Below are 20,775 nucleotides of genomic sequence, written 5' to 3'. Positions count from 1 at the left end.
GAATGAAAGTGCCCTCAGTTGATGAGGGCACTTGGATAGGTTATCTGTTAATCCATTGATTAAATTTTGACGTTTTCTACAGGTGTTGAGAAGAAAACTTGATTCATAGTGCTAAGCGTATGCTGAAGTTGTTCTGCACTAAAGCCATATCCTTTGAGGGCTTCTTGTGCTTTTCTAATGATGCTGGGATCGCTCTCGGTAATATCATTATCGAGTTGTGTTTGTGTTTCTTGAGCTTGCTGCAAAATAAGCTTTTGAAATACAGTTCCTTGAGTGCTTTCAGACTCTTTATTCAATGCTTCAAGCATTTCTGCTTTCTTATTAGCATCGATGTTTAGCGCCTTTATCGCATCAGATTTACTGAGTTTAATTTGTTTAAGCGCTTCATTTAGCCGCTGCTCTGTCATGGCTTCTTTTACTTTCGCTTGTGCCTCTTTTAAACCAAGAGGATCAGCAAAAGGAAGTGAGGCGACCCAGTTGAGCAAGCTTTGACTGGTAAATATACCAGCGGTCGCACCACCGACACCTAAAATTGCAGCAAGAATGATAGCAGCTGCGCCGCCTGTTCCGACGGTTAATAAACCAAATCCGACCGCGGCTGCCGACATGCCTACAATACTTGTAGCGGTAATTGCTAAGGTAGCGACTTTGGCTTTAGTGGAAGAAAATTGCCACCAATTAGTCATATCAGTGACAAAGCGGGTTGCGGTGCCTTTAGCTCCAACTTCAAATACATCTCGATTAACGGTACCTAAACTTTGCACTGCATTACGCTGTGCCATGTACGTGCTCATTCGTGCTGTTCGCGCTTTTAAGCCTAAGCCATCAGTACCTTGAATTGCAGTTAGCAAGGCATTAACCATGACTTCAGTATCTCGATGTTCTACCACTTTCTGAGCGGCTAGTTTTTGAGCCTTAACTTCCATGATGCCACCAATGGCACCGGTTAGTAATTTGCCACCTGGGATGAAATGGCCAGCAACCCCTGTTAACAGGTGTGCACCGAGCCCTTGTCCTGATGCGCCCTGAGCGCCACCTGCAACATAAGGAGCAATACGCGCCATATGCAGTAGAGCAATCATTTCAGGTGTCATTTCCAAGCCAGCTTCAGATGGGATAAGTGCTCTTTTGCCCAATAGAACATCAGTTACTTGGTTTTCGACAGTGCCTATTTGCCAGCTGGTTTTGACAAACTTGGCGAAATCAGTACCAAAAGTGCCCGGTGATGAACTAATAATGTTATAGACTTGGGTTAAATCGCCGGCTAACTCGCGTGCTTCTATTGGGTGATTCATTGCCCATGCGTGTAAGTCAGCAACAGCGGTTTTCACCCTTTCAACCATTTCTTTCGTTTCTGGTATGGCCAAGTTTTCTATGCTTTCAAGCGCGCCACCACTGTACTGTTGATATAAGTGACTATAAGCCTCTGTTATGCTGCTCATGTTATTATTAGCAAGTTGCCGTTCTAAAATGAGCTCTTGCATGGTTGCTTGGTAATTAGGGGACAATTCACCTGCAAATGTCTGTCCTGCCCAGCTTTGCCAAGCATCAAGGCTATTATAGTCTCCTTGATGTGGGTAGCTGCCTAATTTAGGCGCTTGAGTATCAAATTGCTTTAACTCGAGTAATATTTTGTGATATTCGAGTTTATTTTTTTGAATTCCTTCATCAAATATCGCTATGGCTTGCTGATCCTTTGGGTTCTTAGGATCGAGCTTTGCCTTCATGGTCAATATGGCTCTGAGCTGGTTGTTTTTATTTTTTAACTTTGTTGTAAATTCAATATATTTTGCTTGATTTGCTTGTGCTTTTGTCCTTTTTAGTGCCGTCGAGCTCTGAACTATTGCTTGGTTAATTGCCTTGGTGCGCTTTAGTGCTCTAATTACGGGGATCTCCTGACTTAAAGCGATGTTCGTTGATACCATTGAAGTGAGGAGTTGTTTGTTAAATTGAGCAATGGCTTCCATATCCGTGACTTTCTGCTGAAGTACTTTGGTGAATAGATCATCTTTTGGCAATTGTGTAATTAAATGCTCTAAGTGTTGAATATATTGCGTATTAAGTTTTACAAGGGTTTCCAAATCAGTAATATATTGCGAGGGGTCTTGTTTAAAACGTTTAATTAATGCAGTTTCAGTCACGCCTTGATTACTTTCTAGTGCTATTGATAAGGCCATCTTAGAAGCTTGGTTTTCGAGGTGTTGCTCAATCGTTAAAAATTGATGAGCAGCTTCTGCTAAACCGGCTTTAGATTGATTGATGATTTGAGATCCAATATCGCTGCGTTCTACACCTGATTTCGGGTCTAACTGTTGTAATAAGTTGTGTGTGATTTCTGGTGTTAGCAATCCTTTTTGTTGTTCTTTTCTCGGTGTTACTAGTACCTTGAATTGTTGAGTTAGCTGTTCAACTTTTTGACTGGGTTTAAACTCTTGGCGCACTTCTTTTAAATTTTGCTGTAAACAAGCATTAGCCCATCGGTTAGATTCGTTGAATAATGTGAGTGCTGCCTCAGCTTGTTGAGTATCTTTAAGATGAGGTAATGTTTCTTCAAGGCTTAAATTTGGTGAAAAGAGTGTGATTAACTGCGTGAGAAATTCGACTTTTGGTAAATCGACTCTGTTGTAAATTGCTGCACTTAAACGCTCTTTTAATGCTGCTTGCGATTCTTCATGGGGGAGTTGATGAAAAAGATCGAAACAAGAGTGTAACTGTTGAGTAGTTAGACCTGATTGGAGTGTGTCGGGTAGGCTGTTGTAAAATTGTTTTATCTCTTTATGCAATGAAGATTGATTAATAGTACGCAGGGCCCCAGTATTCTGACCTAATGCAATAATATTATCACGTTCCGCTAGAGCAGCATTATAAAGATTTTGTATTAATACAGGTCGTGGGCTCTCTTTCAGATTAGGGTACTGCTTTTCGATTGCTGTTAGTGTATCGGTTAATGCGTCAACGGTTAATTGTAGCCCCATTCTTAAAGGTTCAAATGGAGTCGCGCCATCAATAATGTGCTTGGCTTTTGGATCGATTGCTAACAAAATTCTTGCTATTTCTTGTGGTACGTTAGTACGTGTGAGTAAGTTGTTGTAACGATTAACTTGTGTTTGTACGGCTTCCATTTTAGGATCGGAATGACCAACTAACCAATTACCAACCCCACTTAATATACCTTGTTCTAATATTAGTGTTTTAGGTAAGGTTGACTGTTGAAATTGTGATAACTTTTGAGAAAAGTCTTGGTGGTGCTGAGTGGCCACTTGAGGCTGTTGAGGTATTTTTTTAGGTGCTGGAGCGGCTATAACATGAACATAATTAGCCTCATTCTCTTCATTGGGGGCATTAGGCGCTATAGGGAGATCTTTGACTGTCAATGGATTCGCTTGGTTTGCAATTTTTGTTTGTAAGATTTTGATATTTACGCATGTTTCAGCTAAATCCATTAATGTTTTAACTGTGCGTTCAGTGAGGGGTTTGGCACCATTGACGTCAATAAGTGCACTTTTTGCTATTTCATTAGACACATCTTCGCCATGGCGTACACGAATAGCCGCTAAAAATTGTGTGACTGCATTTTTATTTTTGACTTGAGAATTATCAACATGTTCTTGTACTGCAGTTAAATCTTTAAGTAAGGGAATACGGCTTAATGTTGAGAGGACTTTTCCCTTAAATCCCATTTTAGCCGTGATGAGTGTAGTGTCTGTATCTGTTCCACTTACATGCATGGGAGCGTCAGAAAGTTCATTTTGAGAGACGTTTGAAAAACGACTTAAATCTAATGCCATTATGATTACCTGTTGTTAATGGGTGGAGTGATTAAGTTTGTGTCTTTTATTTTCAATAATAAGCCATCATAAGTATCAACAATTGTTTCGAAGGCATTGAAAATAAATTCATCTGTATTTGGTGTGTCGACAGAGTGGATATAAAATAAGGTATTTGTTTTTTTCTCGTAACAGAGTCCTCCTAACTGATTTTCGATCAAAAATAAATTAGTTGCTGAATACCATTCCCATAGTGGGGAGGATATATCTGTGTTAATTTCGCCTAACAAGCAATAAAGTAGCCAGTATGTTTCTTTTCTACGAATTGAAATTATTAAACTTTCGTCCATTAGGAGCAGGCATTGTTTATTGGTATCAAAATGTAAAGGTAAACCTAATGATTGGCCAAGATTTGCTAATAATTTACTGGATTCCATATGAGTTAACCTATTATAAATGGAGATATAGTGGGGGCTATCAGGCAATGAGAATAAAGAGATGTATTCGTTCTCAATATAAGGTGTAGACCTTATATTGAGGTAGGTAGTTTGATAACACTATTTCCACTAAGTAGAAATTTTCATTTTAAAAATAAAGGCTTTGATATTATTCATTGTATTAGGGCTTAATTAGCTAAAAATTAATTAATCTATAGCTAATCTATAGTTAACTTTAATTTGTTGTAAAATTTAGCTTTTTGGTTTCCATGTGTTTTTTTGAGTGAATTAATTTAGATGTTTTAATGCGGTCGTTGTTATTATTTTAATAAGCTGGTTATTTTGCGTTGCATCTATATCTTTTTGTACGTAATAAATGCTGAGAATTACAGGTTCCTTTTTGGGGCGCCAGAGTATAGCAATGTCATTTGTGGCGCCAAAGCTGCCACTTCCGGTTTTATCACCGACAATCCAAGTGGTTGGCACTACCGCACGAATTTTTGTGTCACCCGTTGTATTATTAATGAGCCAGTTTTTGAGTTTGTCTCGTTGTGATTTTTGCAATATATCGCCAAAGACTAATTTTTGAAGGCTTAACGACATGGCATTAGGTGTGGTTGTGTCTTGAGTTTCGCCTGGGTAGACAAGGTTAAGTTTTGGCTCCCATCGAGTGAGATTAAATTGCGTGTCGCCTATACTGCGTGCAAATGCGGTTACCTTTTCTGGGCCGCCCAGTTGTTGCATTAATAAATTCACTGCAGTGTTATCACTAAATTGAAGGGCTGCGGCGCATAAAGCCTCAACGGTCATTCCTGTTTTTAAATGTTTTGAGGTAATAGGGGCATAACCGGAATCTTTCACTTGTTGCTCAGTATAAATAATATTTTTTGCTAATAACTGAGGTGTCGATTCACTTTTTTTCAGTATGGCTGCAACCGCCATGACTTTGAAGGTACTGGCTAATGGAAAACGCTCATTAGCGCGATAATCAATAGTATTATTATTCTGGATATTTATGAGTGATATGCCAATGCGGCCGCCATATTGCTTCTCAAGGGCAAGCAGCTTTTGAGTCACTTGCATGTTGATTGATTGCTGCGATGCTGGGGTGTTGGTATTTGCAGCTTTTATAGCGGAATTTGCATATGACATCAGTGGAGTAACTGATAGCAGATATGCACTAAATAGACAGCAAGCTATGGTTTTTTGTAATCGCATATAGAGCCAAGTAGAAAATGAAGTATTAAGTATTAGACCATATTTTTAATTAAACATGCATTACTTGATAAAGGCGATATTAAGATTAAATATGTCAATAAAATGATGTGGGTAGTATTTGGCTCTACCATTCTAAACTCGGTATAAAGGTCCAAACGACGGCAAGCATCATGAGAGTAGAAAAGGTTACCCTTAATACCCTTGCTTGGAGAGGATGACTAAAAAGAGGGCGCAATAGTCCTCCGAAACATAACCATAATGTATCGACAACAGCTGCGACGATTAAACAGACTATGCCTGTGGCGATATAAGAATGAGTTTCGTTGGAGAAGGGAAGAATAAACTGGGAGAAAATAGCCAAAAATGCCGCATAAGCTTTTGGGTTGAGCAGATTTAAAATAAATCCATCACTTAATAAAGGCGTCGAATCCTCTGTGGTATGAAGCGTTGAAGTGATAGGAGCAGTAGCAATTTTAAAGGCAATATAAGCAAGGTAGAGGGCGCCGAGTAATTGCATGCCGAATTGTAGTTTAGGCCAGTAAGAGAAAAGCGTGGCGAGTCCAAATGTAGCTCCGATAATGGCTACAGATAAGCCGAGCAAGATGCCGATTAAAAAGGGGGTTCCTTTCTTAATGCCATGTGTCGCGCCTGTTGCAGCTAACGCAAGTGGTGCTGGACCTGGCGACCCGAGTAATAAGGCTGTTGTGGTGATTAAGGATATTATTGCTTCAATCAAAATCTGACTCCTTGATATGATTGTATTCTAATTTTTTATTAAAATTAAATACTATCAATATATTAACATTTTTTGAGGAAGAAAACTAATGTTCGAATAGAAGGTAGATTTTTTGAGGGGAGGCGTTTATTGATGTGGCGTGGGTGATGAAGGGAGGGATAAAAATAAATAGCTGTGATCTGAATGGACCTGCGTACTGGGGAGGGTTGCCTGAGAGTGGCAATCAATGCAGCTGCTTGTGTCTTGTATATAACTTTCCATTGTGGTGTTGGCCACTAGCGTCGGTGTCGGTTTTCCAAGTGGATCGCTGGCATTGTTCGGTTCAGTTGGGTATTGGGTGGCAATCAGTTGGTAGTTTGCTAATGCCGTTTGCTTGACGGGAATATTTTTTTGTTGGTATTGATTGACTTCTTTTGTCATTTCATTGATAGGGATGACACGATCCAATGGTGTTGGAGTGTTAAAATTAATGTTTTTTTTGGCTTGGCAAATGACTGGGACGTTCATTGAGGTAAGGGGGAGGGTTAGGGGATCAAAAGAGGGCTTTTCAATCCATAGACAAGGCGATTGATTGACGTCACTGGAAGGAGAATTAGCATTGTAATAATGATAATCAATATCGGATTTTGGCTGGTTGACAATAGTATTATTTTCCATTATTTGTATTGGTACATTATCATTGTGCTCAAATGTCGACCAAATCCATTGAGGGTACCCTGCCGCCTTTGTGGCTATGTGTAGCCCGACAAGCCCAAGTGTTGCATGTTTAATTTCATTGGTTGCTTGTCCAAAAGAGTCAAACACTTGTACTTTGGCCTGTTTAGTTATATAGCGACTTAAGTCATCTTTCATGGGGGTTAACAACCGCCAACTTGCTTTAATGTGCGTGGACGAGTGAGGGAAGCGGAGCATCTGTTTGTTTTTGAGTTGGCTGTAATCATAGAGTTTATTTTTTACGATATAATCGAATGATGTTTGATTGATTAATATTTCGTAATAGGTAGGGTTACCTTGTTGATCAATGAGCCAACCGCCTATCTGTTGTAAGGTAGACAGGTTGGTTGCTTGGCTTGTGACTTTGGTTAATTGAGACAAAGGTGCTTGCTGTTGTTTTTTGTTCCAAAGAGGTGGGAACTTTTGGGCATTATTAAAAAGTTCATTGATGTTTTTAAAGCTTTGCCAGACACTTTGTTGCTTATCATTAAGAGATAAGCTGCAATCAGGTTTTCCTTTGTGCTGTGTTTGTGAGGGCCAATTCAGTGCGATAAATTGTCGCCAACTGTATTGATTGAAATCGGTTATCGTTCCCTTTGGGGAAGGGGCGTAATTGGGGAAGTGACAGGGGGAAATTGAGCTTGTTTGTGTTGAATGCTGGGGTGAAAAGATCAGTGATAGTACACAAACAATAATAATGGCAAGCGCTAAATAAACAATAATTTTATTCATAATATATCCTTTTTAATAGTCTTTTTAAGAAAGGGGGGATGTATCATTTTATCTATGTTATGGCTCAATTAATGTGCGACTTTATAATGAAAATACAATGTCGAACAGTGCTTTTTTTGAACAGGAAAGTCACTGAATGATGATATTTATTTTCATATTCAAGTTTAGGTACTGTTATCAATTTTTTTCGGATTTAATCTTGTCCCAGCCCGATCCAGCAGGCAATATTTTTAATTTATTTTTATCTGTTTTCAGTAAACTTGAATAATTAAAAAGCTGACAGGGTTTTGGTGTTGCTGGGCACATTCTCGATATACGTTCCCATGTCTGCTCAGGATCGGGCTTTTCAGCTCGAAAACTGGTGTAGTTTTGACTGACTATGGGGGCGTTAGCTGTGTTAAAATCGCCCGAGAAAAAGTAAGAATGTGGGTGTTGATACCCTGGAGTGTTAAAAGCATCTGGTGACACAGCCTTGTGAAAAGCAAAGCCAAAAAGTACTTGTCCATGCAGGGTTAATTGTTCTCTTGAATACGCTAAAATAGAATGATTAAGTTGTTTGCTGCGTAAAAAATCATAGTTTAGGTGTTTGACAAAATCGGGACGCATTGCGTGATGATTTGAGGAGAACAAGCAACAAGCTGGCATGTGTTTAGGTCTATTATGTTGGTAGGTAAGAAAATAGCTTTTGTTGCCTAATGATATGAAACTGCATGTGTAATTATTATTTTCAATGGGAAAAATAGGCAGGCAGTATTTATCGTAATGTACCATCATTGCGCCTGTACCGTCACCATGCAGAGGCAGATAGTTGGCGTCATAGAAAGTGGTGCCATAGGAAACGCTGTAATCTTCAGGTTCTAATGTTGAAGGAGGATTAGTGTAGGGGGGAGGATTATCTTTGTAGTTTTTTGTCACTCTGAACATGACCCAATCACTGATCCATTCTAGTGGAAGAATGGGATTACTTGGGGCATTTCTAGAACGAGGAGCGAGGCAATATGCATTGTCTTTGTCACAGCCTAAATTATTATGTACCCCGTAGGTTTCATAATTATTAGAGGGTTTATTGGTACTGGCTTTATGCTTGTTTGAAAGTGAATTTGCCTGAGTGTTTGTACTGAAAATCATGAGACAAGATAATAGTGAAAAACTTGCTTTTAGCACAAAGCGGTGAAGACAAGTGAGTAGGTGAAATGGGGACATTATTGCTTCCTTCTTTCAACGTGATCAAGAGTGGGTTGCACAGTCAATTGACAATCTTATACACTTGTTTTTTATTTTAGCTTCTGTAGCGACATTTAGCAGGGCAATATAATCAAAAAAAGGATTAAACCGATATTGTGAAAGTGATATTGATAAACGGGTATTTTGGAATAGAAAAATGCCCAGTGATTTAGCTTGTGGACCTCAATCGGCTCAGATTATCCTTAATCTCATTCAATGATTGAACGAACTTGGCATATATAATGATATGCGTTAGCCTGATTGCGGTATGATTTTATTTGGCTAGTATTTTTACGCTGGAATCCCTTCTAAACAAAAACGATTGATTAAGGTCTTATCGTTGACATTAAGATGCTTGGGGTTTATCACCGCTAAAATGGCTTGTGGTGGCTGGCGCTTGCTTAATAAACGTTCACGTAATAAGTCGGCTGCTAAGATTGATAATGCTGGATTCTGTCGTTTTTTGAGATCGATAATTTCAGAGGCATCTAAATCAAGGAATAAGGTTTTTAGAACGAGTTGGTTAAACTCTTCGGTATCAAAGTGGGTGGCTGGCCAAGGGTGATTGAGTGCGATGGCCGAAAATAAAGGTGGGTAGTTTGTATGACTTAATTGGATAAATTGTTGGACTAACTTTCCTTCAGTATCGGCAAGATCTAAACCTTTTACAATTGATATGGCTTCTGCATCATCCGCAAAATGAAAACATAACTCACATAATTCTTTTCTTTGGAGCTCGTGGCAGCAAGATAATGTATGTGTAAACAATAAAAAGCGAGCCAAATGATCACACTCCCAGCAGGTCGTTTTATATTTTATGATGGTATTGTCGAGGTAATGGGATGTTTTATTACTCGCCTCACTCCATAATTTTGCCAGTTGTATTGGTGTATTATTCGGTAGAGTGGCTTGTATTTGACCTATTACGTCATAAAACCAATGAGTTTGCTCAGTATTTAATGTTTCAGTGAGTTGTTGTGTTAATTGTTTAATTGCTTTTTTATTTGATGAAACCATCGTAGCTCCTTGCATTGTTGTTCATTTAACTATGATTATTCGACTTCATTTTCAAATAATAGGATTTATTTATTATGAGACTCTGTACTGTATAGGGTCTCTTTATTTTTATAAAGAAAGCTATTTACTCCCTCCTCCATAATGTCTTCATGCGACAAAAGCTTCCTTTGTAGGTGTTGGTTTTATTATAGATTCATGCATGGTTAAAGTGTTAAATGCTTTTTTCATTTGATGTAGTTCTATGCCTTGCACTGTTTTACTGTATCCGATTGTAGTTAATAAAGGAATGGATAAACTCGATAGAGATTCAAGGTTGGAGGGACCTAAGAAGTGCTGGCATTGTTGTTCATCTGCCAGCTCTGTATGCCATGAAATGAGCCCTATTTTGCTGAATAATTTAACGACCCTTAAGGTGTTATCCTGACTGAGTAAGCCTATTTGGCTTGAATAATAGGCATCTAATAGGATCCCTGTTGCGATAACTTCAGCATGCTCTAATGGTAGTGCAAGCTTATTTGATATGGCTTGAAGGCTCCACTGTCCATATTCAAGTTGACTGACATTCTCTTGATGATAAAAATGTGATGAACTCTTGATGTGTTGAAGGATTAATTGCGTGCAACGCGAAATGGCATATTGGGTTTCTTTTGCTTCAGATGCAAGTAGTGGCTTGATATTAATTTCAATCCAGTTAAAGAATTGTGCATCTTTTAGTAATGCTATTTTGATGATTAATATCAGTCCTCGTAGTTGATCCTGTTTTTGGACTGGCGCGAGTAAACTAAAGTCATTAAAAATAGCCCATGGCGCTGAGGCAGGCTTGCTGGTTTTTTCTGACACACTTTTGGTGAAGGCAGGGTGTTCTATGATGCTAGTATAGGCTTGTGTCGATAAGCTTGAAGGGATATAGATAGTTGGCGATGTGAGATTATATTGATTGAGTGTTAAGCGGAGTGCATTAAATAAGCCTTCTGCACCAACGGCAATAAATAGGGTTTTTTCACTGACATCTTTTGTGAGTAAAAAGGGAAGTAATGCTTTGATTGTTTTAACAGGATCCACCTTGGTCACGATGGGGGGGGCGATTAGGTTTAGGTGAGAATATAGGTTGAAAAAATGTTGGATATCTTCCGATAAGCGAACATGTTTTTTAAGGATATTTTGATCTAAAACACAACAAAAATGAGAGTGGCTTTGCTGAGCATTCAAAAAAGTGAGCAAAGGAGAAGGTTGATTGGGCACGGTTGACCATAAATGATTAACAACAAATACAGGGACATGAGGGGAGAGAGAGTGTGAAGCCGAAATAGGGGCACTTTTCTGTGTAGTAAGGACTGCCTTCGTCCTTCTATTGATGTGTTGTTCTTTATGGGCTAATAAGTGTGTGATGAATGCGTGGCAGACTCGTATGGCAATGATGCTGCTTGGCAAAAGAGTACTGGCAATGATTAAGAATAAAATGGAATGGCTACTTGAGGCTAAAACACCTAATTGATTGTAGGCGAATGCTAACCCTATATTACTTAAAATGATGAGCCAAATAAATTGTTTAAAAGGAAGGCGTATGATCCCTGCGGTAATGACGGATATTTCAGCTAGGACAGGGATAGCACGAAACAATATTAGCATTATGATTGATGCACTATGAGCACTTTTCTTTGTTTTATCAGTCATCGGGTAGTTGGATTTGTGTTGGGAAGTGATTTTATGCAGTGTGCTACCGAGCCAATATCCAACCATAGAACTGATGGTGAGACCTATGCATATTATCATTGGGGCTAAAAAGTGATTAAAGTGACTCGTTGCAAAAACGGATGCTAAGTTATCGGGGACGGGTAAGATGACATTAATACTTAATATCAAGATTAAAAAGATGGCTGATAAATAAGTTTGTTGGCTCTCTTGCTGTAATTTTAGGAAAGTATTTGAAATGATTTCTGTTGTATTTTGTTCTAAAAAGAGAAAAGAGAGAATGACCATTAAGGTTAGGCTGGTTAAGAGGATGCAAAGGTGAGCCGAACGCAACATGTTTTTCTCCTGTGTAAATTGGCCCTTAAAACGGCTGCCCTAAATCAAATGAATGATGAGCATCTTTAGTCAAGGTGGCAAAAGCGATATTGTTTAATCCCAATGCGACTCAATATGCCTTTGTCTGTGGTATCTATTCGTTAGTCGGTTGAAAATTGATACCAAATGGCTTTTCTTGATACAAAATATACAAATGAATATTAAAACTTAATTTATAGCAACATAGTGTCTACAAATAATTAACGCAATAGTCATAATCATAAAAATGTGAAATATGTCACTTTTCTTACATTGATATTGAGTATGGGTATACATGCTTTAGTTGTCTTCCCTGAGTCAGTTGAGAATGATATTCCTTCAATAAATTTCTGACTTAGACTTATACCCGTGATACTTGAAGATGCAGGATTCAGCTGGAATTAAAAGCCTTTTAGGCAAGGCTTTGAACAGCGTGCCTAGTCATTCTAAGCTGATGTTCAATAACGCAGTATAAAAGGCTTTTAAACCAGCCCTTTGGGAGTCTGTAAAATCACCTACTTCTGCGTTGTATCACCTTAAAAGGCAATAAGCATTCTTGCAGTAATACGCCTTGAATTAGGCACTTTTACAAGCTCTGAAAACAGGCATCTTCAAGTATCACGGGTATAAGAGCGTAATGGCTAATGATTATAACGAATTCAACTAAATAAGGTTCTTTCTACTGATATAAAGCAGAATATTGCCTTACTGGTGTTTTCATTTTTTTAATTTTGTAATCATGCTTTATTTAATGGGGACAAATGTGCAGACTTTTATTTCATTATTGATAAAGGAGATAGGCAAAAAGAAGGTTGAGTATTCGCTCTCTGAATAGGTATGCATTGAATGAGTCAGGATTTAAATTTGTCGTTGCTTTGAGTGCCCCGCCTTTATTGGTTGATTGATTTTTGATGATGGTTTCCATGTTGACTTACCAGCCTGTATAATCTCGTCAGATTGTTAACTTTGACGCCGCAACGGTAGCTAAACGTTCCATCTGCTTTTTTGCGATTTTCGATAGAATAAGATGCCATGATGTTTCCTAAGCTATTGATCAATCCCACCCGAAATGGGGTACATATGGGGTACTCTATATCGAAGTCAGAGGAATTTACAAGCACTTACAGGAAGTTTAGGCTAAAAGTAAAGAGTAGTATTTTTAAGGTAAGTGATGAAAAGTAAAGAAAAAATTATTGATAGGACGCTTTCCATTGCGCCTATGTTGGATTGGACTGATCGACATTATCGTTATTTTGCTCGGTTAATGTCTTCTAAAGCCCTTTTGTATACCGAAATGGTCACGACGGGCGCTATTATTCATGGGAAAGGCGATTACCTTGCCTATAACGAAGAAGAGCACCCACTTGCTTTGCAATTAGGGGGATCAGATCCTCAAGCATTAGCCGTTTGTGCTAAAGAGGCCTATAACCGAGGCTATGATGAAGTTAATCTTAATGTGGGTTGCCCATCCGATCGAGTGCAAAATGGTCGGTTTGGCGCGTGTTTAATGAGTGAACCTAAGTTGGTTGCTGAGTGTGTGTCAAGTATGAAACAAGTGGCCGACATTCCTATTACGGTGAAAACACGCATCGGCATTGATGAACAAGACAGTTATGCTTTTTTAACTGAGTTTGTTGAAACTGTGAAGGAAGCGGGATGTGATACTTTTATTATTCATGCCCGAAAAGCTTGGCTTAATGGCTTAAGTCCAAAGGAAAATAGAGAAATACCACCGTTAGATTATTCTCGAGTGCATCAATTAAAGCAAGATTATCCGCAGCTAAACCTGAGTATTAATGGGGGGATAAAAACATTAGCTGATGCGAAGGAACATTTAGAAACCTTAAACGGTGTGATGATAGGGCGAGAAGCCTACCAAAATCCTTATATTCTCGCTGAGGTCGATCAACAATTATGTGGATTGAACAAGGTAATACTGAGCCGAGATCACGTATTGAATGCTCTGTTACCTTATATCGAAAAACATGTCAGTGAAGGGGGTAAGCTCAACCATATTACTCGGCATATTATAGGACTCTATCAGGGAGAGAAGGGGTCGCGGGTTTGGCGACGTCATTTAAGTGAAAATGCGCACAGAAGTGGTGCCGGTGTTGAAGTGGTTTTACAGGCAAGAGAAAAAATGGAGCAAGTGTCGTAACAGCTTTTATTTTGCAAAATTGACCATATGTTGGTTAATTTTGCAAAACCTTCTTATGTATTGAATATTCAAATCAGAGCTTCCCTTTCCTTAATATTTATATAACTCAATAAAATCATGCGATTATAATCTTTGGCATGTTGATTGCTATAGTTAAGTAAATTGTGATTGTTCATTAAATTGAGTTGTTTAAACTGGAGAAGGAAGGCCATCATGTTTACTTTAACAAATATTACCAATACAGCTAAAAAAGGTTTAGTGTCATTTGTTTTACTAACGGGGTTAACGGTATCGGCTCATGCTGACTCGCTATTCGATATAGACTTATCCCGTCATATTGAAAACAGTATGACAACGCAAATGGATGAGGCTGTCGACTCGCTTAAATCAGAATTATCGCTTTTAATCCAATTGCAAATGGCTGAAATGTTATTTGAGCATGAGTTAGATGCAGCATTCGACTCAGCTTCTAAAACTGCAGTTGAAAATACGAAAAGTCAAATGTGGGAGCAAGAATGAGCTTCTTGTACGTGACTTTAATCATATTATTAACACCCATAGCGAGTTTAGCGTTTTTTGCCGTGATTATTCATTATTTTAATGCGGCGGAGTAATTTGCATATTTAACGTTTACATTAACCAGCGAAGGAGGTTCATATGCGTTCAAGTACTGTTAAATCATCAGATAGTGATTATATTTTTTGTGGCGTGATAGCAAGAATATCATCACGATTTGGTTGGTCGCTTTTTTGGAGCCGTATTGTGAGTAGTATCTTTATTATTATCAATCCAGTATTTGGTTTACTGACTTACTTTGTGCTTGCATGGATATTGTCAAAATATGAATGAAATAAATTCAATTCTAGGGAAGCAGAGTTGCTAGCAGTGACACATGAACTTGCTTCCTCGACACTGTGTTATGTTTGTTTATTTTTTTTGTTTAAAAAAGCATGAAAGCGTGTTTTGGCCTCATCACTTTTTAGGCGAGTACTAAACTCTTCCAGCTCGGCATGCATTTGTGTGCGGATAGCGTCAGTATTTCCTCGCATTAAACGGCGACTGGCTTGTAATGCCTGAGGTGGCATTGAAGCTAATTTAGTGGCTTGATTAAAGGCAAAATTAAACAAATTGTCTGATGGTAAAACTTCATTGATAATGTTTAAATTATTAGCCGTATCTGCATCAAAGCTTTCACCTAATAATAATAGCTCTGCGGCTTTTTGTGGACCGACGGTTTGAGCTAAGAGTAAGCTGGATGCGGCTTCTGGTACTAGCGCTAAGTGAACAAAGGGTAATTGAAATTTTGCGCTTTTGTCAGCGTACACTAAATCACAATGTAGCAACAATGTAGTGCCAATACCCACAGCTGCGCCTGCAACAGCAGCAACTACGGGTTTGGTGATATCCAGTAATGTAAACAGAAAGCGAAAAGCGGGATGTTGGGGATCAATATTAGTGTGTTTTAGAAAGTCTGTTAGATCATTTCCTGCTGTAAAACAATCAGCTTGCCCTTGGATCATAAAGGCGCGAATATCATTGTCTGAGTTACCTTGAATGAGGTATTCTGTTAATTGCGTATACATCTCTAGGTCAATTGCATTACGCTTTTCTGGTCGATTAAGTATCAAAATGCGCACACCATTAACATCTTTAACCTGGATTTTGCTCATACGTGATTTCCTTTATGACATTATTATAAATATAAGTTTAAATGGAGTTTAAGACATTGAAGCCAATATTCAAACACTTGTTTAATTTCGTTGTTCTGTTTAGTGTATCCTTTTCTGTTTCGGCAAAAGTCGAATTGTTAACAGGATATGTGAGAGCTATGCCAGCGAGCGTCCCCAATTCAGCGGCTTATTTGAGTTTAAGTAATCAAGGGGAGGAGATTGATTTAGTGTCCGTTCAAACAAATGTGGCAGAAGAGGCCCAATTGCATCGTTTGATTGAAGAGAACGGCATGATCAAAATGCGCCAAGCTGCTAAGTTTACGGTACCAAACAATGGTGAGTTGACGCTAGTAGAAACAGGAAATCATATTATGCTCATTGGTTTAAATCGTACTTTAGAAGTGGGTAATACAGTCGATTTAGTTTTATTGTTTGATAATGGTGAAACATTGCCAGTGAGCTTACCCGTAAAAAAACAACAACATAGTGCAACGGCTGCACATTCTCACCATTAACGGGAGTTTTATTTGATGAAATTGACATGGAAGAAGCTCATAGCCTTAGTGAGTGGCTTAATTATTATTGGTTATTTTGTGAGTGTTTGGTGGAGTATCGAACCTCCAGTGCTTAACCCTGATACTTATACTACGGCGAGTGAGCGTGAGGTTGTTGGTTATACCACCACATCAGCATTAATCATGACAATGGATACATTATTGAATAAATCGGGAGGCTGGTTATCAAATGATGTGATGCCACCTTCTGTTTTTATGGATAATATGCCTGCATTTGAGTTTGGTGCGTTAGAGCAAGCACGTGATTTAGCTTTGGTTATGCGTAAGGAATTTAGCCGTTCACAATCTCAATCAGCAGCAGATAAAGATTTGTTAGCGGCACAGTCAAAATTGAATATTGAGCATACGAGTTGGTTAGTCCCTAGTGCTGAAGGTGAATATAAACAATCAGTGAAATTGTTAAAACTTTATCGAGCCAGATTAGCCGATCCGAATTCCCCCAATGCGCAATTTTTTGCTCGTGCAGATAACCTGAATGAATGGCTAAAAGAGGTCCAGAAGCGTTTAGGCAGTTTATCTCAGCGTTTGTCTGCCAGTGTCGGTCAAGAAAGGTTAAATACCGATTTAGCCGGTGACTTAACCGCTAAGCAGTCTACACCCAATGCCAATATCGAGATGGTGAAAACCAGCTGGTGGAAAATTGATGATGTTTTTTATGAAACTCGAGGAGCGAGTTGGGCTTTACTCAATTTTATGAAAGCGGTGGAAATCGATTTTGCGGATGTGCTTGAAAAGAAAAATGCCAGAGTCAGTTTACGGCAGATCATTCGTGAATTAGAAGAAACACAGCAAACGGTTTGGAGTCCGATTGTGCTCAATGGTTCGGGTTTTGGTTTGATGGCCAATCATTCTTTAGTGATGGCTAATTATATTTCTCGTGCCAATGCGGCCGTTATTGATCTTACTAATTTATTAACTCAAGGTTAACTATGAAAAAAACGTTATTAGCGTGTGCATTATTCAGTGGTTTTATCGGATCAAGTGCTCAAGCATCAACTTTGCTTGGTTTTAAAGCCGGAGCGGATTACTGGAGAGCTGATACAAGTGGTACCTTAGGCAGTAATGGAAGTTCACAACAAGGGTTTAATTATAGTGATGGCTCTCAAGGCAGCATTTGGTTTGCTTTTGAACATCCCGTTCCTATTATTCCTAATATTAAAATCCGTGAAAATCGTCTTGTGAGTGATGGTAGTACCTCTGCTGCGAACTTTACCTTTAATGGAGTCAGCTATACTGGTGCGGCAAATACGCGAACGGATTTAAGTAATACGGACTTTATTCTGTATTATGAATTACTGGACAACGATATTGTTTCATTGGATGTCGGTGGTGCTTACAAGAAAATGCATGGTTCTATTAAAGTCAGCGATACCAGTTCAAGCTCTAAAACGAATGTGAACAGTGGGATTGTGATGGGCTATGTGGATGCGATGGCAAGCGTACCAGGCATAGGATTATACGGTTTTACTAATGTTATGGTCGGTGCCAATGAATCCAATGTTTATGATTACTCACTGGGTTTGGGCTGGAAAATAGAAGGCTTGGCACTGGATTATAATTTGCGTGTGGGTTATCGCGAATTTATGTTTGATGTAAATGATTTTTCTGATGTGACGACTGATCTTAAGTCTAGTGGTTACTTTGCGGGTGTCGAAGTGGTCTTTTAATGGAAGCGGCTTTTTAATTTTTATCGAGTAGGTATAAAAAAACCGCGAATATCGCGGTTTTTTTATTTAGCCTAATGGGTGTTTTATTGCGTTGTGGTGTTTTTAGGTGGCGTAGTTAATCCACGGTTGATTAACGCGAGATCTTGTTCATTTAAGGTTCCTGCAGCTTGTTTAAGCGCTAGAACAGAATTGATGTAATTATAACGCGCCGTTGAGAGTTCGCTTTTAGAGCTATAAAGTGTACTCGTACTGTTAAGCACATCAACAATGGTACGCGTGCCTACTTCAAAACCGGCTTGCGTGGCTTCGAGTGCACTTTGTGATGAAATTACCGATTGCTCATAAGCGCGGATGGAGCTGATTGACGCGTTTACATTATTAAAGTAACTGCGAACATTTTGGACCACACTGCGATGGGTTTCTTCTAGCACTTCGCTGGCATTAACGTAATCATATTGTGCCTGACGAACTTGAGAATTCACGCTGAAGCCAGAGAAGATAGGTACGTCTAATGTCACGGCAAGTGAGCCGTTATGTTGCTTTCCACCATAGATAGAACTGTTGGAATTTGAGTCGGTTCGGGCTCCAGAGGCATCTAAGCTTAACGTAGGTAAATGACCTGATTTATAGAAAGAAATAGTCTCTTCCGCAATATCTTTGCCGATTTTATCGGACAATAATGAAAGGCTTTGCTCTTCTGATGTTTTTACCCAATCTTTAACATTGGTGGGAGAGACTGCCGTGGCAGAGAAACGACTGGTATCGAGAATATCAATGTTTTTATAATCCACGCCAGTAATGGCGCGCAATGATTCATAGTTATTGATCAGAGTATTTTTGGCGGTAATTTCGGTAGCCGTGGCTAAATCATATTGGGCCTGCGCCGAATGCACGTCGGTAATGGCCGACAAACCTACGGCAAAACGTTGTTTTGTTTGAGCTAATTGGCGCTCATAAGCGCGTCTCTCTGCCCCTTGAAATTCATAATCATCTTGAGCGCTTAAGACATTAAAATAGGCCGTGCTGACACGAATAATTAAATCTTGTAGGGCAGCTGCATAGGTGGCATCGGCTTGAGTGGCGCTTTTTTCTGCAATGGTTAAACTGGACCATAAACTATTATCGTATAAAGTCTGTGATAAGCTTAGTCCAACAGAGCTTTGACCGCCTGCTGATGAAAAATTGCTTGGAAGATCATTCCAAGTTTCTGTATAACTCACACTGCCACTAATTGTGGGTAATAGAGAAGCGCGGGATTGTTCAATTTCTTCATATAAGGAGTTGCGCTGTGCTTTCGCTTGCAAGGTCGCGGGATCGTTGGTTAATGCTTGCTCATAAACTTGTAAAAGGTCGGTCGCCTGAACGGTGTTGGCTGATGCTGCAAGCGATAACGCGATGCAGAGAGAACGGATCTTAAATTTCATTTTATGTCCTTGTTAGGAAAAACGCTTCCAGAGGAAAGGCTTTAATTATGTGTAGCCATGCGTTAATTAGAGTTAGACGATTGCGTTTCCCGACGCTTCTCAAGTTAATGTCAGATTAACTTGTGTTTAGATTTTAAAAAAAATCCACTTTCTAAGTCAACTAGCAAGTGTAACAGTTTTTTTCAAAATAACTATTTTTTGTATTCTTTCTATTTAGTTAGAATGAAAGTAGTAGGTGAGTAATAATTCTAATTGAATCTGAGGATGCAGAATATGACATTAAAAGAAACGTTTAATTTGGCTGATGTCAAATTGATGAATAAAAAAGTCAATTATCACGGTTTTTTTCACGTTGATGAGTTGACTTTTAAACATAAACTTTTTTCTGGCGGATGGAGCGCTGAGGTGAAGCGAGAGGTGTTTGAAAGAGGCAATGCTGTTGTTGTGTTAGCTTATGACCCCAGTTGTGATCAGGTGATATTAGTGGAACAAATTAGAGTACCTATTTTAACCCATATGCATGAATCAACAGTGCAATCGCCTTGGCTGTTAGAGCTGGCTGCAGGTATGATAGAGTTAAATGAATTGCCTGAGGAAGTGGCTAGACGAGAGTTGCTGGAAGAAACGGGGCTTGATGCAATACAACTGAATAAAATTAATCATTTTTATCCCAGCCCTGGTGGGTGCAGTGAGCGAGTTGAACTTTATCTTGCTATCGTGGATGCATCAAAAGCGGGTGGTATACACGGACTGGCGAGTGAACACGAAGATATACGTGTTCATGTGATAAGCCGAATTAATGCGTATAATAAAGTGATATCAGGTGAAATTGTCAGTGCACCAACGATTATAGGTTTACAGTGGTTAATGATGAATTATAGTGCTTTAGAGGTCGTAACAGAAAGTGACACAATTTAGATCTGCGAAGAAAACAAAATATCAGCCAAACATAAGCCGATTTCTTGCTTTATGTGGGCGTAACTATGTCAATATTTTGCGTTGGTTACCCAGTAGCTTGTCAAAAGGACACCACTGGCAAGTTGTTGGGGAATTTGGTTGTTTAAATGTGCACATATCAGAAGATACACCTTATACTCAAGTTATTAATATATCTAGAGATGTTAATTTAAAAGAGCCTGTTTCGATTCGTTGTACACAAGCAAAGCCCGTTAACTTATTATCTACTCCTTATGTCTCTGTTCGCATTTTTCATGATGCTCAATTAGCAGAAGTGTTAACTAGTCAACAGATTTCTCAATTACGCCCAGTGTATGATTACCCTAATGTTGAAATGCATCACGAAGATGAAAAGTATCGTGTTAATGCTTTTCTAGAGGAATTATTGAAAATAGGCGGTTTAGTGAAAACCGTCTGTTAATTATCAGCTAGG

General features: G+C 38.9%; 18 protein-coding genes. 8 read left to right on the top strand and 10 right to left on the bottom strand.

Annotation, left to right across the window (positions count from 1 at the left end):
* Positions 1-59: 59 nt before the first annotated feature.
* The 8 genes from Q0779_RS13370 to Q0779_RS13335 form a co-directional block, all read right to left on the bottom strand.
* Positions 60-3,788, bottom strand: a complete 3,729-nt coding sequence (locus Q0779_RS13370; protein ID WP_298773266.1) for a type III secretion system effector BopA family protein — start codon at positions 3,786-3,788, stop codon at positions 60-62.
* A 5-nt stretch (positions 3,789-3,793) separates the two neighbouring features.
* Complete coding sequence (gene sicP, locus Q0779_RS13365) at positions 3,794-4,204, bottom strand: chaperone SicP (protein WP_298773265.1); 411 nt, start codon at positions 4,202-4,204, stop codon at positions 3,794-3,796.
* Between the two features lie 288 nt (positions 4,205-4,492).
* Positions 4,493-5,356: a class A beta-lactamase gene (bla, locus tag Q0779_RS13360; protein WP_298773264.1), complete on the bottom strand. Its 864-nt coding sequence runs from the start codon at positions 5,354-5,356 to the stop codon at positions 4,493-4,495.
* Between the two features lie 190 nt (positions 5,357-5,546).
* The gene (locus Q0779_RS13355) at positions 5,547-6,158 is read right to left on the bottom strand and encodes a LysE family translocator (RefSeq protein WP_298773263.1); all 612 of its coding nucleotides are present in this window, start codon (positions 6,156-6,158) and stop codon (positions 5,547-5,549) included.
* Between the two features lie 126 nt (positions 6,159-6,284).
* The gene (locus Q0779_RS13350; RefSeq protein ID WP_298773262.1) at positions 6,285-7,604 is read right to left on the bottom strand and encodes a hypothetical protein; all 1,320 of its coding nucleotides are present in this window, start codon (positions 7,602-7,604) and stop codon (positions 6,285-6,287) included.
* A 177-nt stretch (positions 7,605-7,781) separates the two neighbouring features.
* A complete protein-coding gene (locus tag Q0779_RS13345; RefSeq protein ID WP_298773261.1) occupies positions 7,782-8,807 on the bottom strand; it encodes a hypothetical protein in 1,026 nt (341 codons plus the stop codon).
* Positions 8,808-9,119: 312 nt separating this feature from the next.
* Complete coding sequence (locus Q0779_RS13340; protein ID WP_298773259.1) at positions 9,120-9,845, bottom strand: EboA domain-containing protein; 726 nt, start codon at positions 9,843-9,845, stop codon at positions 9,120-9,122.
* A gap of 147 nt (positions 9,846-9,992) precedes the next feature.
* A complete protein-coding gene (locus Q0779_RS13335) occupies positions 9,993-11,873 on the bottom strand; it encodes a VTT domain-containing protein (protein ID WP_298773257.1) in 1,881 nt (626 codons plus the stop codon).
* A gap of 1,189 nt (positions 11,874-13,062) precedes the next feature.
* Here Q0779_RS13335 and dusA point away from each other — a divergent pair.
* The 3 genes from dusA to Q0779_RS13320 all read left to right on the top strand — a co-directional run bounded on the left by dusA (position 13,063) and on the right by Q0779_RS13320 (position 14,898).
* Positions 13,063-14,049: a tRNA dihydrouridine(20/20a) synthase DusA gene (dusA, locus tag Q0779_RS13330; RefSeq protein ID WP_298773256.1), complete on the top strand. Its 987-nt coding sequence runs from the start codon at positions 13,063-13,065 to the stop codon at positions 14,047-14,049.
* A 213-nt stretch (positions 14,050-14,262) separates the two neighbouring features.
* Positions 14,263-14,568: a hypothetical protein gene (locus Q0779_RS13325; protein WP_298773254.1), complete on the top strand. Its 306-nt coding sequence runs from the start codon at positions 14,263-14,265 to the stop codon at positions 14,566-14,568.
* 138 nt (positions 14,569-14,706) lie between these two features.
* Positions 14,707-14,898, top strand: a complete 192-nt coding sequence (locus Q0779_RS13320; protein ID WP_298773252.1) for a PspC domain-containing protein — start codon at positions 14,707-14,709, stop codon at positions 14,896-14,898.
* Between the two features lie 68 nt (positions 14,899-14,966).
* Here the strand turns inward: Q0779_RS13320 and Q0779_RS13315 are convergent, their stop codons facing one another.
* Positions 14,967-15,719, bottom strand: a complete 753-nt coding sequence (locus Q0779_RS13315; protein ID WP_298773250.1) for an enoyl-CoA hydratase-related protein — start codon at positions 15,717-15,719, stop codon at positions 14,967-14,969.
* Between the two features lie 41 nt (positions 15,720-15,760).
* Between Q0779_RS13315 and Q0779_RS13310 the strand changes: the two genes are divergently transcribed.
* From Q0779_RS13310 to Q0779_RS13300, 3 genes are read left to right on the top strand one after another with little or no spacing between them, the layout of a single operon-like run.
* A complete protein-coding gene (locus Q0779_RS13310; protein WP_298773249.1) occupies positions 15,761-16,234 on the top strand; it encodes a copper chaperone PCu(A)C in 474 nt (157 codons plus the stop codon).
* 15 nt (positions 16,235-16,249) lie between these two features.
* On the top strand, positions 16,250-17,221 hold the full coding sequence (locus Q0779_RS13305) for a DUF2333 family protein (protein WP_298773247.1): 972 nt from the start codon (positions 16,250-16,252) through the stop codon (positions 17,219-17,221).
* A 2-nt stretch (positions 17,222-17,223) separates the two neighbouring features.
* Entirely contained in the window at positions 17,224-17,961 is a 738-nt protein-coding gene (locus tag Q0779_RS13300; RefSeq protein WP_298773246.1) for a TIGR04219 family outer membrane beta-barrel protein, read from the top strand.
* Positions 17,962-18,044: 83 nt separating this feature from the next.
* Here the strand turns inward: Q0779_RS13300 and tolC are convergent, their stop codons facing one another.
* Positions 18,045-19,385 carry an outer membrane channel protein TolC gene (gene tolC / locus Q0779_RS13295; protein WP_298773244.1) on the bottom strand — a complete coding sequence of 447 codons (1,341 nt, stop codon included), beginning with the start codon at positions 19,383-19,385 and terminating at the stop codon, positions 18,045-18,047.
* Positions 19,386-19,658: 273 nt separating this feature from the next.
* Between tolC and Q0779_RS13290 the strand changes: the two genes are divergently transcribed.
* Both Q0779_RS13290 and Q0779_RS13285 read left to right on the top strand, forming a co-directional pair.
* A complete protein-coding gene (locus Q0779_RS13290) occupies positions 19,659-20,303 on the top strand; it encodes an NUDIX domain-containing protein (protein ID WP_298773242.1) in 645 nt (214 codons plus the stop codon).
* Entirely contained in the window at positions 20,290-20,763 is a 474-nt protein-coding gene (locus tag Q0779_RS13285) for a DUF1249 domain-containing protein (protein WP_298773240.1), read from the top strand. Before Q0779_RS13290 ends, Q0779_RS13285 begins: the two co-directional genes overlap by 14 nt.
* Positions 20,764-20,775 lie beyond the last annotated feature (12 nt).

The sequence above is a fragment of the uncultured Shewanella sp. genome (genome assembly GCF_947491715.1).
In the GTDB taxonomy this organism is placed as follows: domain Bacteria; phylum Pseudomonadota; class Gammaproteobacteria; order Enterobacterales; family Shewanellaceae; genus Shewanella.
The sequence above is the reverse complement of the archived record's forward strand: the minus strand, read 5'-3'. Positions and strand labels throughout refer to the sequence as shown.

What these genes read in the sequence shown, in the direction of transcription:
- Q0779_RS13370 (WP_298773266.1), bottom strand. Translation starts at nt 3,788, where the DNA reads ATGGCATTAGATTTAAGTCGTTTTTCAAACGTCTCTCAAAATGAACTT.
- sicP (WP_298773265.1), bottom strand. Translation starts at nt 4,204, where the DNA reads ATGGAATCCAGTAAATTATTAGCAAATCTTGGCCAATCATTAGGTTTA.
- bla (WP_298773264.1), bottom strand. Translation starts at nt 5,356, where the DNA reads ATGTCATATGCAAATTCCGCTATAAAAGCTGCAAATACCAACACCCCA.
- Q0779_RS13350 (WP_298773262.1), bottom strand. Translation starts at nt 7,604, where the DNA reads ATGAATAAAATTATTGTTTATTTAGCGCTTGCCATTATTATTGTTTGT.
- Q0779_RS13345 (WP_298773261.1), bottom strand. Translation starts at nt 8,807, where the DNA reads ATGTCCCCATTTCACCTACTCACTTGTCTTCACCGCTTTGTGCTAAAA.
- Q0779_RS13340 (WP_298773259.1), bottom strand. Translation starts at nt 9,845, where the DNA reads ATGGTTTCATCAAATAAAAAAGCAATTAAACAATTAACACAACAACTC.
- Q0779_RS13335 (WP_298773257.1), bottom strand. Translation starts at nt 11,873, where the DNA reads ATGTTGCGTTCGGCTCACCTTTGCATCCTCTTAACCAGCCTAACCTTA.
- dusA (WP_298773256.1), top strand. Translation starts at nt 13,063, where the DNA reads ATGAAAAGTAAAGAAAAAATTATTGATAGGACGCTTTCCATTGCGCCT.
- Q0779_RS13325 (WP_298773254.1), top strand. Translation starts at nt 14,263, where the DNA reads ATGTTTACTTTAACAAATATTACCAATACAGCTAAAAAAGGTTTAGTG.
- Q0779_RS13320 (WP_298773252.1), top strand. Translation starts at nt 14,707, where the DNA reads ATGCGTTCAAGTACTGTTAAATCATCAGATAGTGATTATATTTTTTGT.
- Q0779_RS13315 (WP_298773250.1), bottom strand. Translation starts at nt 15,719, where the DNA reads ATGAGCAAAATCCAGGTTAAAGATGTTAATGGTGTGCGCATTTTGATA.
- Q0779_RS13310 (WP_298773249.1), top strand. Translation starts at nt 15,761, where the DNA reads ATGGAGTTTAAGACATTGAAGCCAATATTCAAACACTTGTTTAATTTC.
- Q0779_RS13305 (WP_298773247.1), top strand. Translation starts at nt 16,250, where the DNA reads ATGAAATTGACATGGAAGAAGCTCATAGCCTTAGTGAGTGGCTTAATT.
- Q0779_RS13300 (WP_298773246.1), top strand. Translation starts at nt 17,224, where the DNA reads ATGAAAAAAACGTTATTAGCGTGTGCATTATTCAGTGGTTTTATCGGA.
- tolC (WP_298773244.1), bottom strand. Translation starts at nt 19,385, where the DNA reads ATGAAATTTAAGATCCGTTCTCTCTGCATCGCGTTATCGCTTGCAGCA.
- Q0779_RS13290 (WP_298773242.1), top strand. Translation starts at nt 19,659, where the DNA reads ATGACATTAAAAGAAACGTTTAATTTGGCTGATGTCAAATTGATGAAT.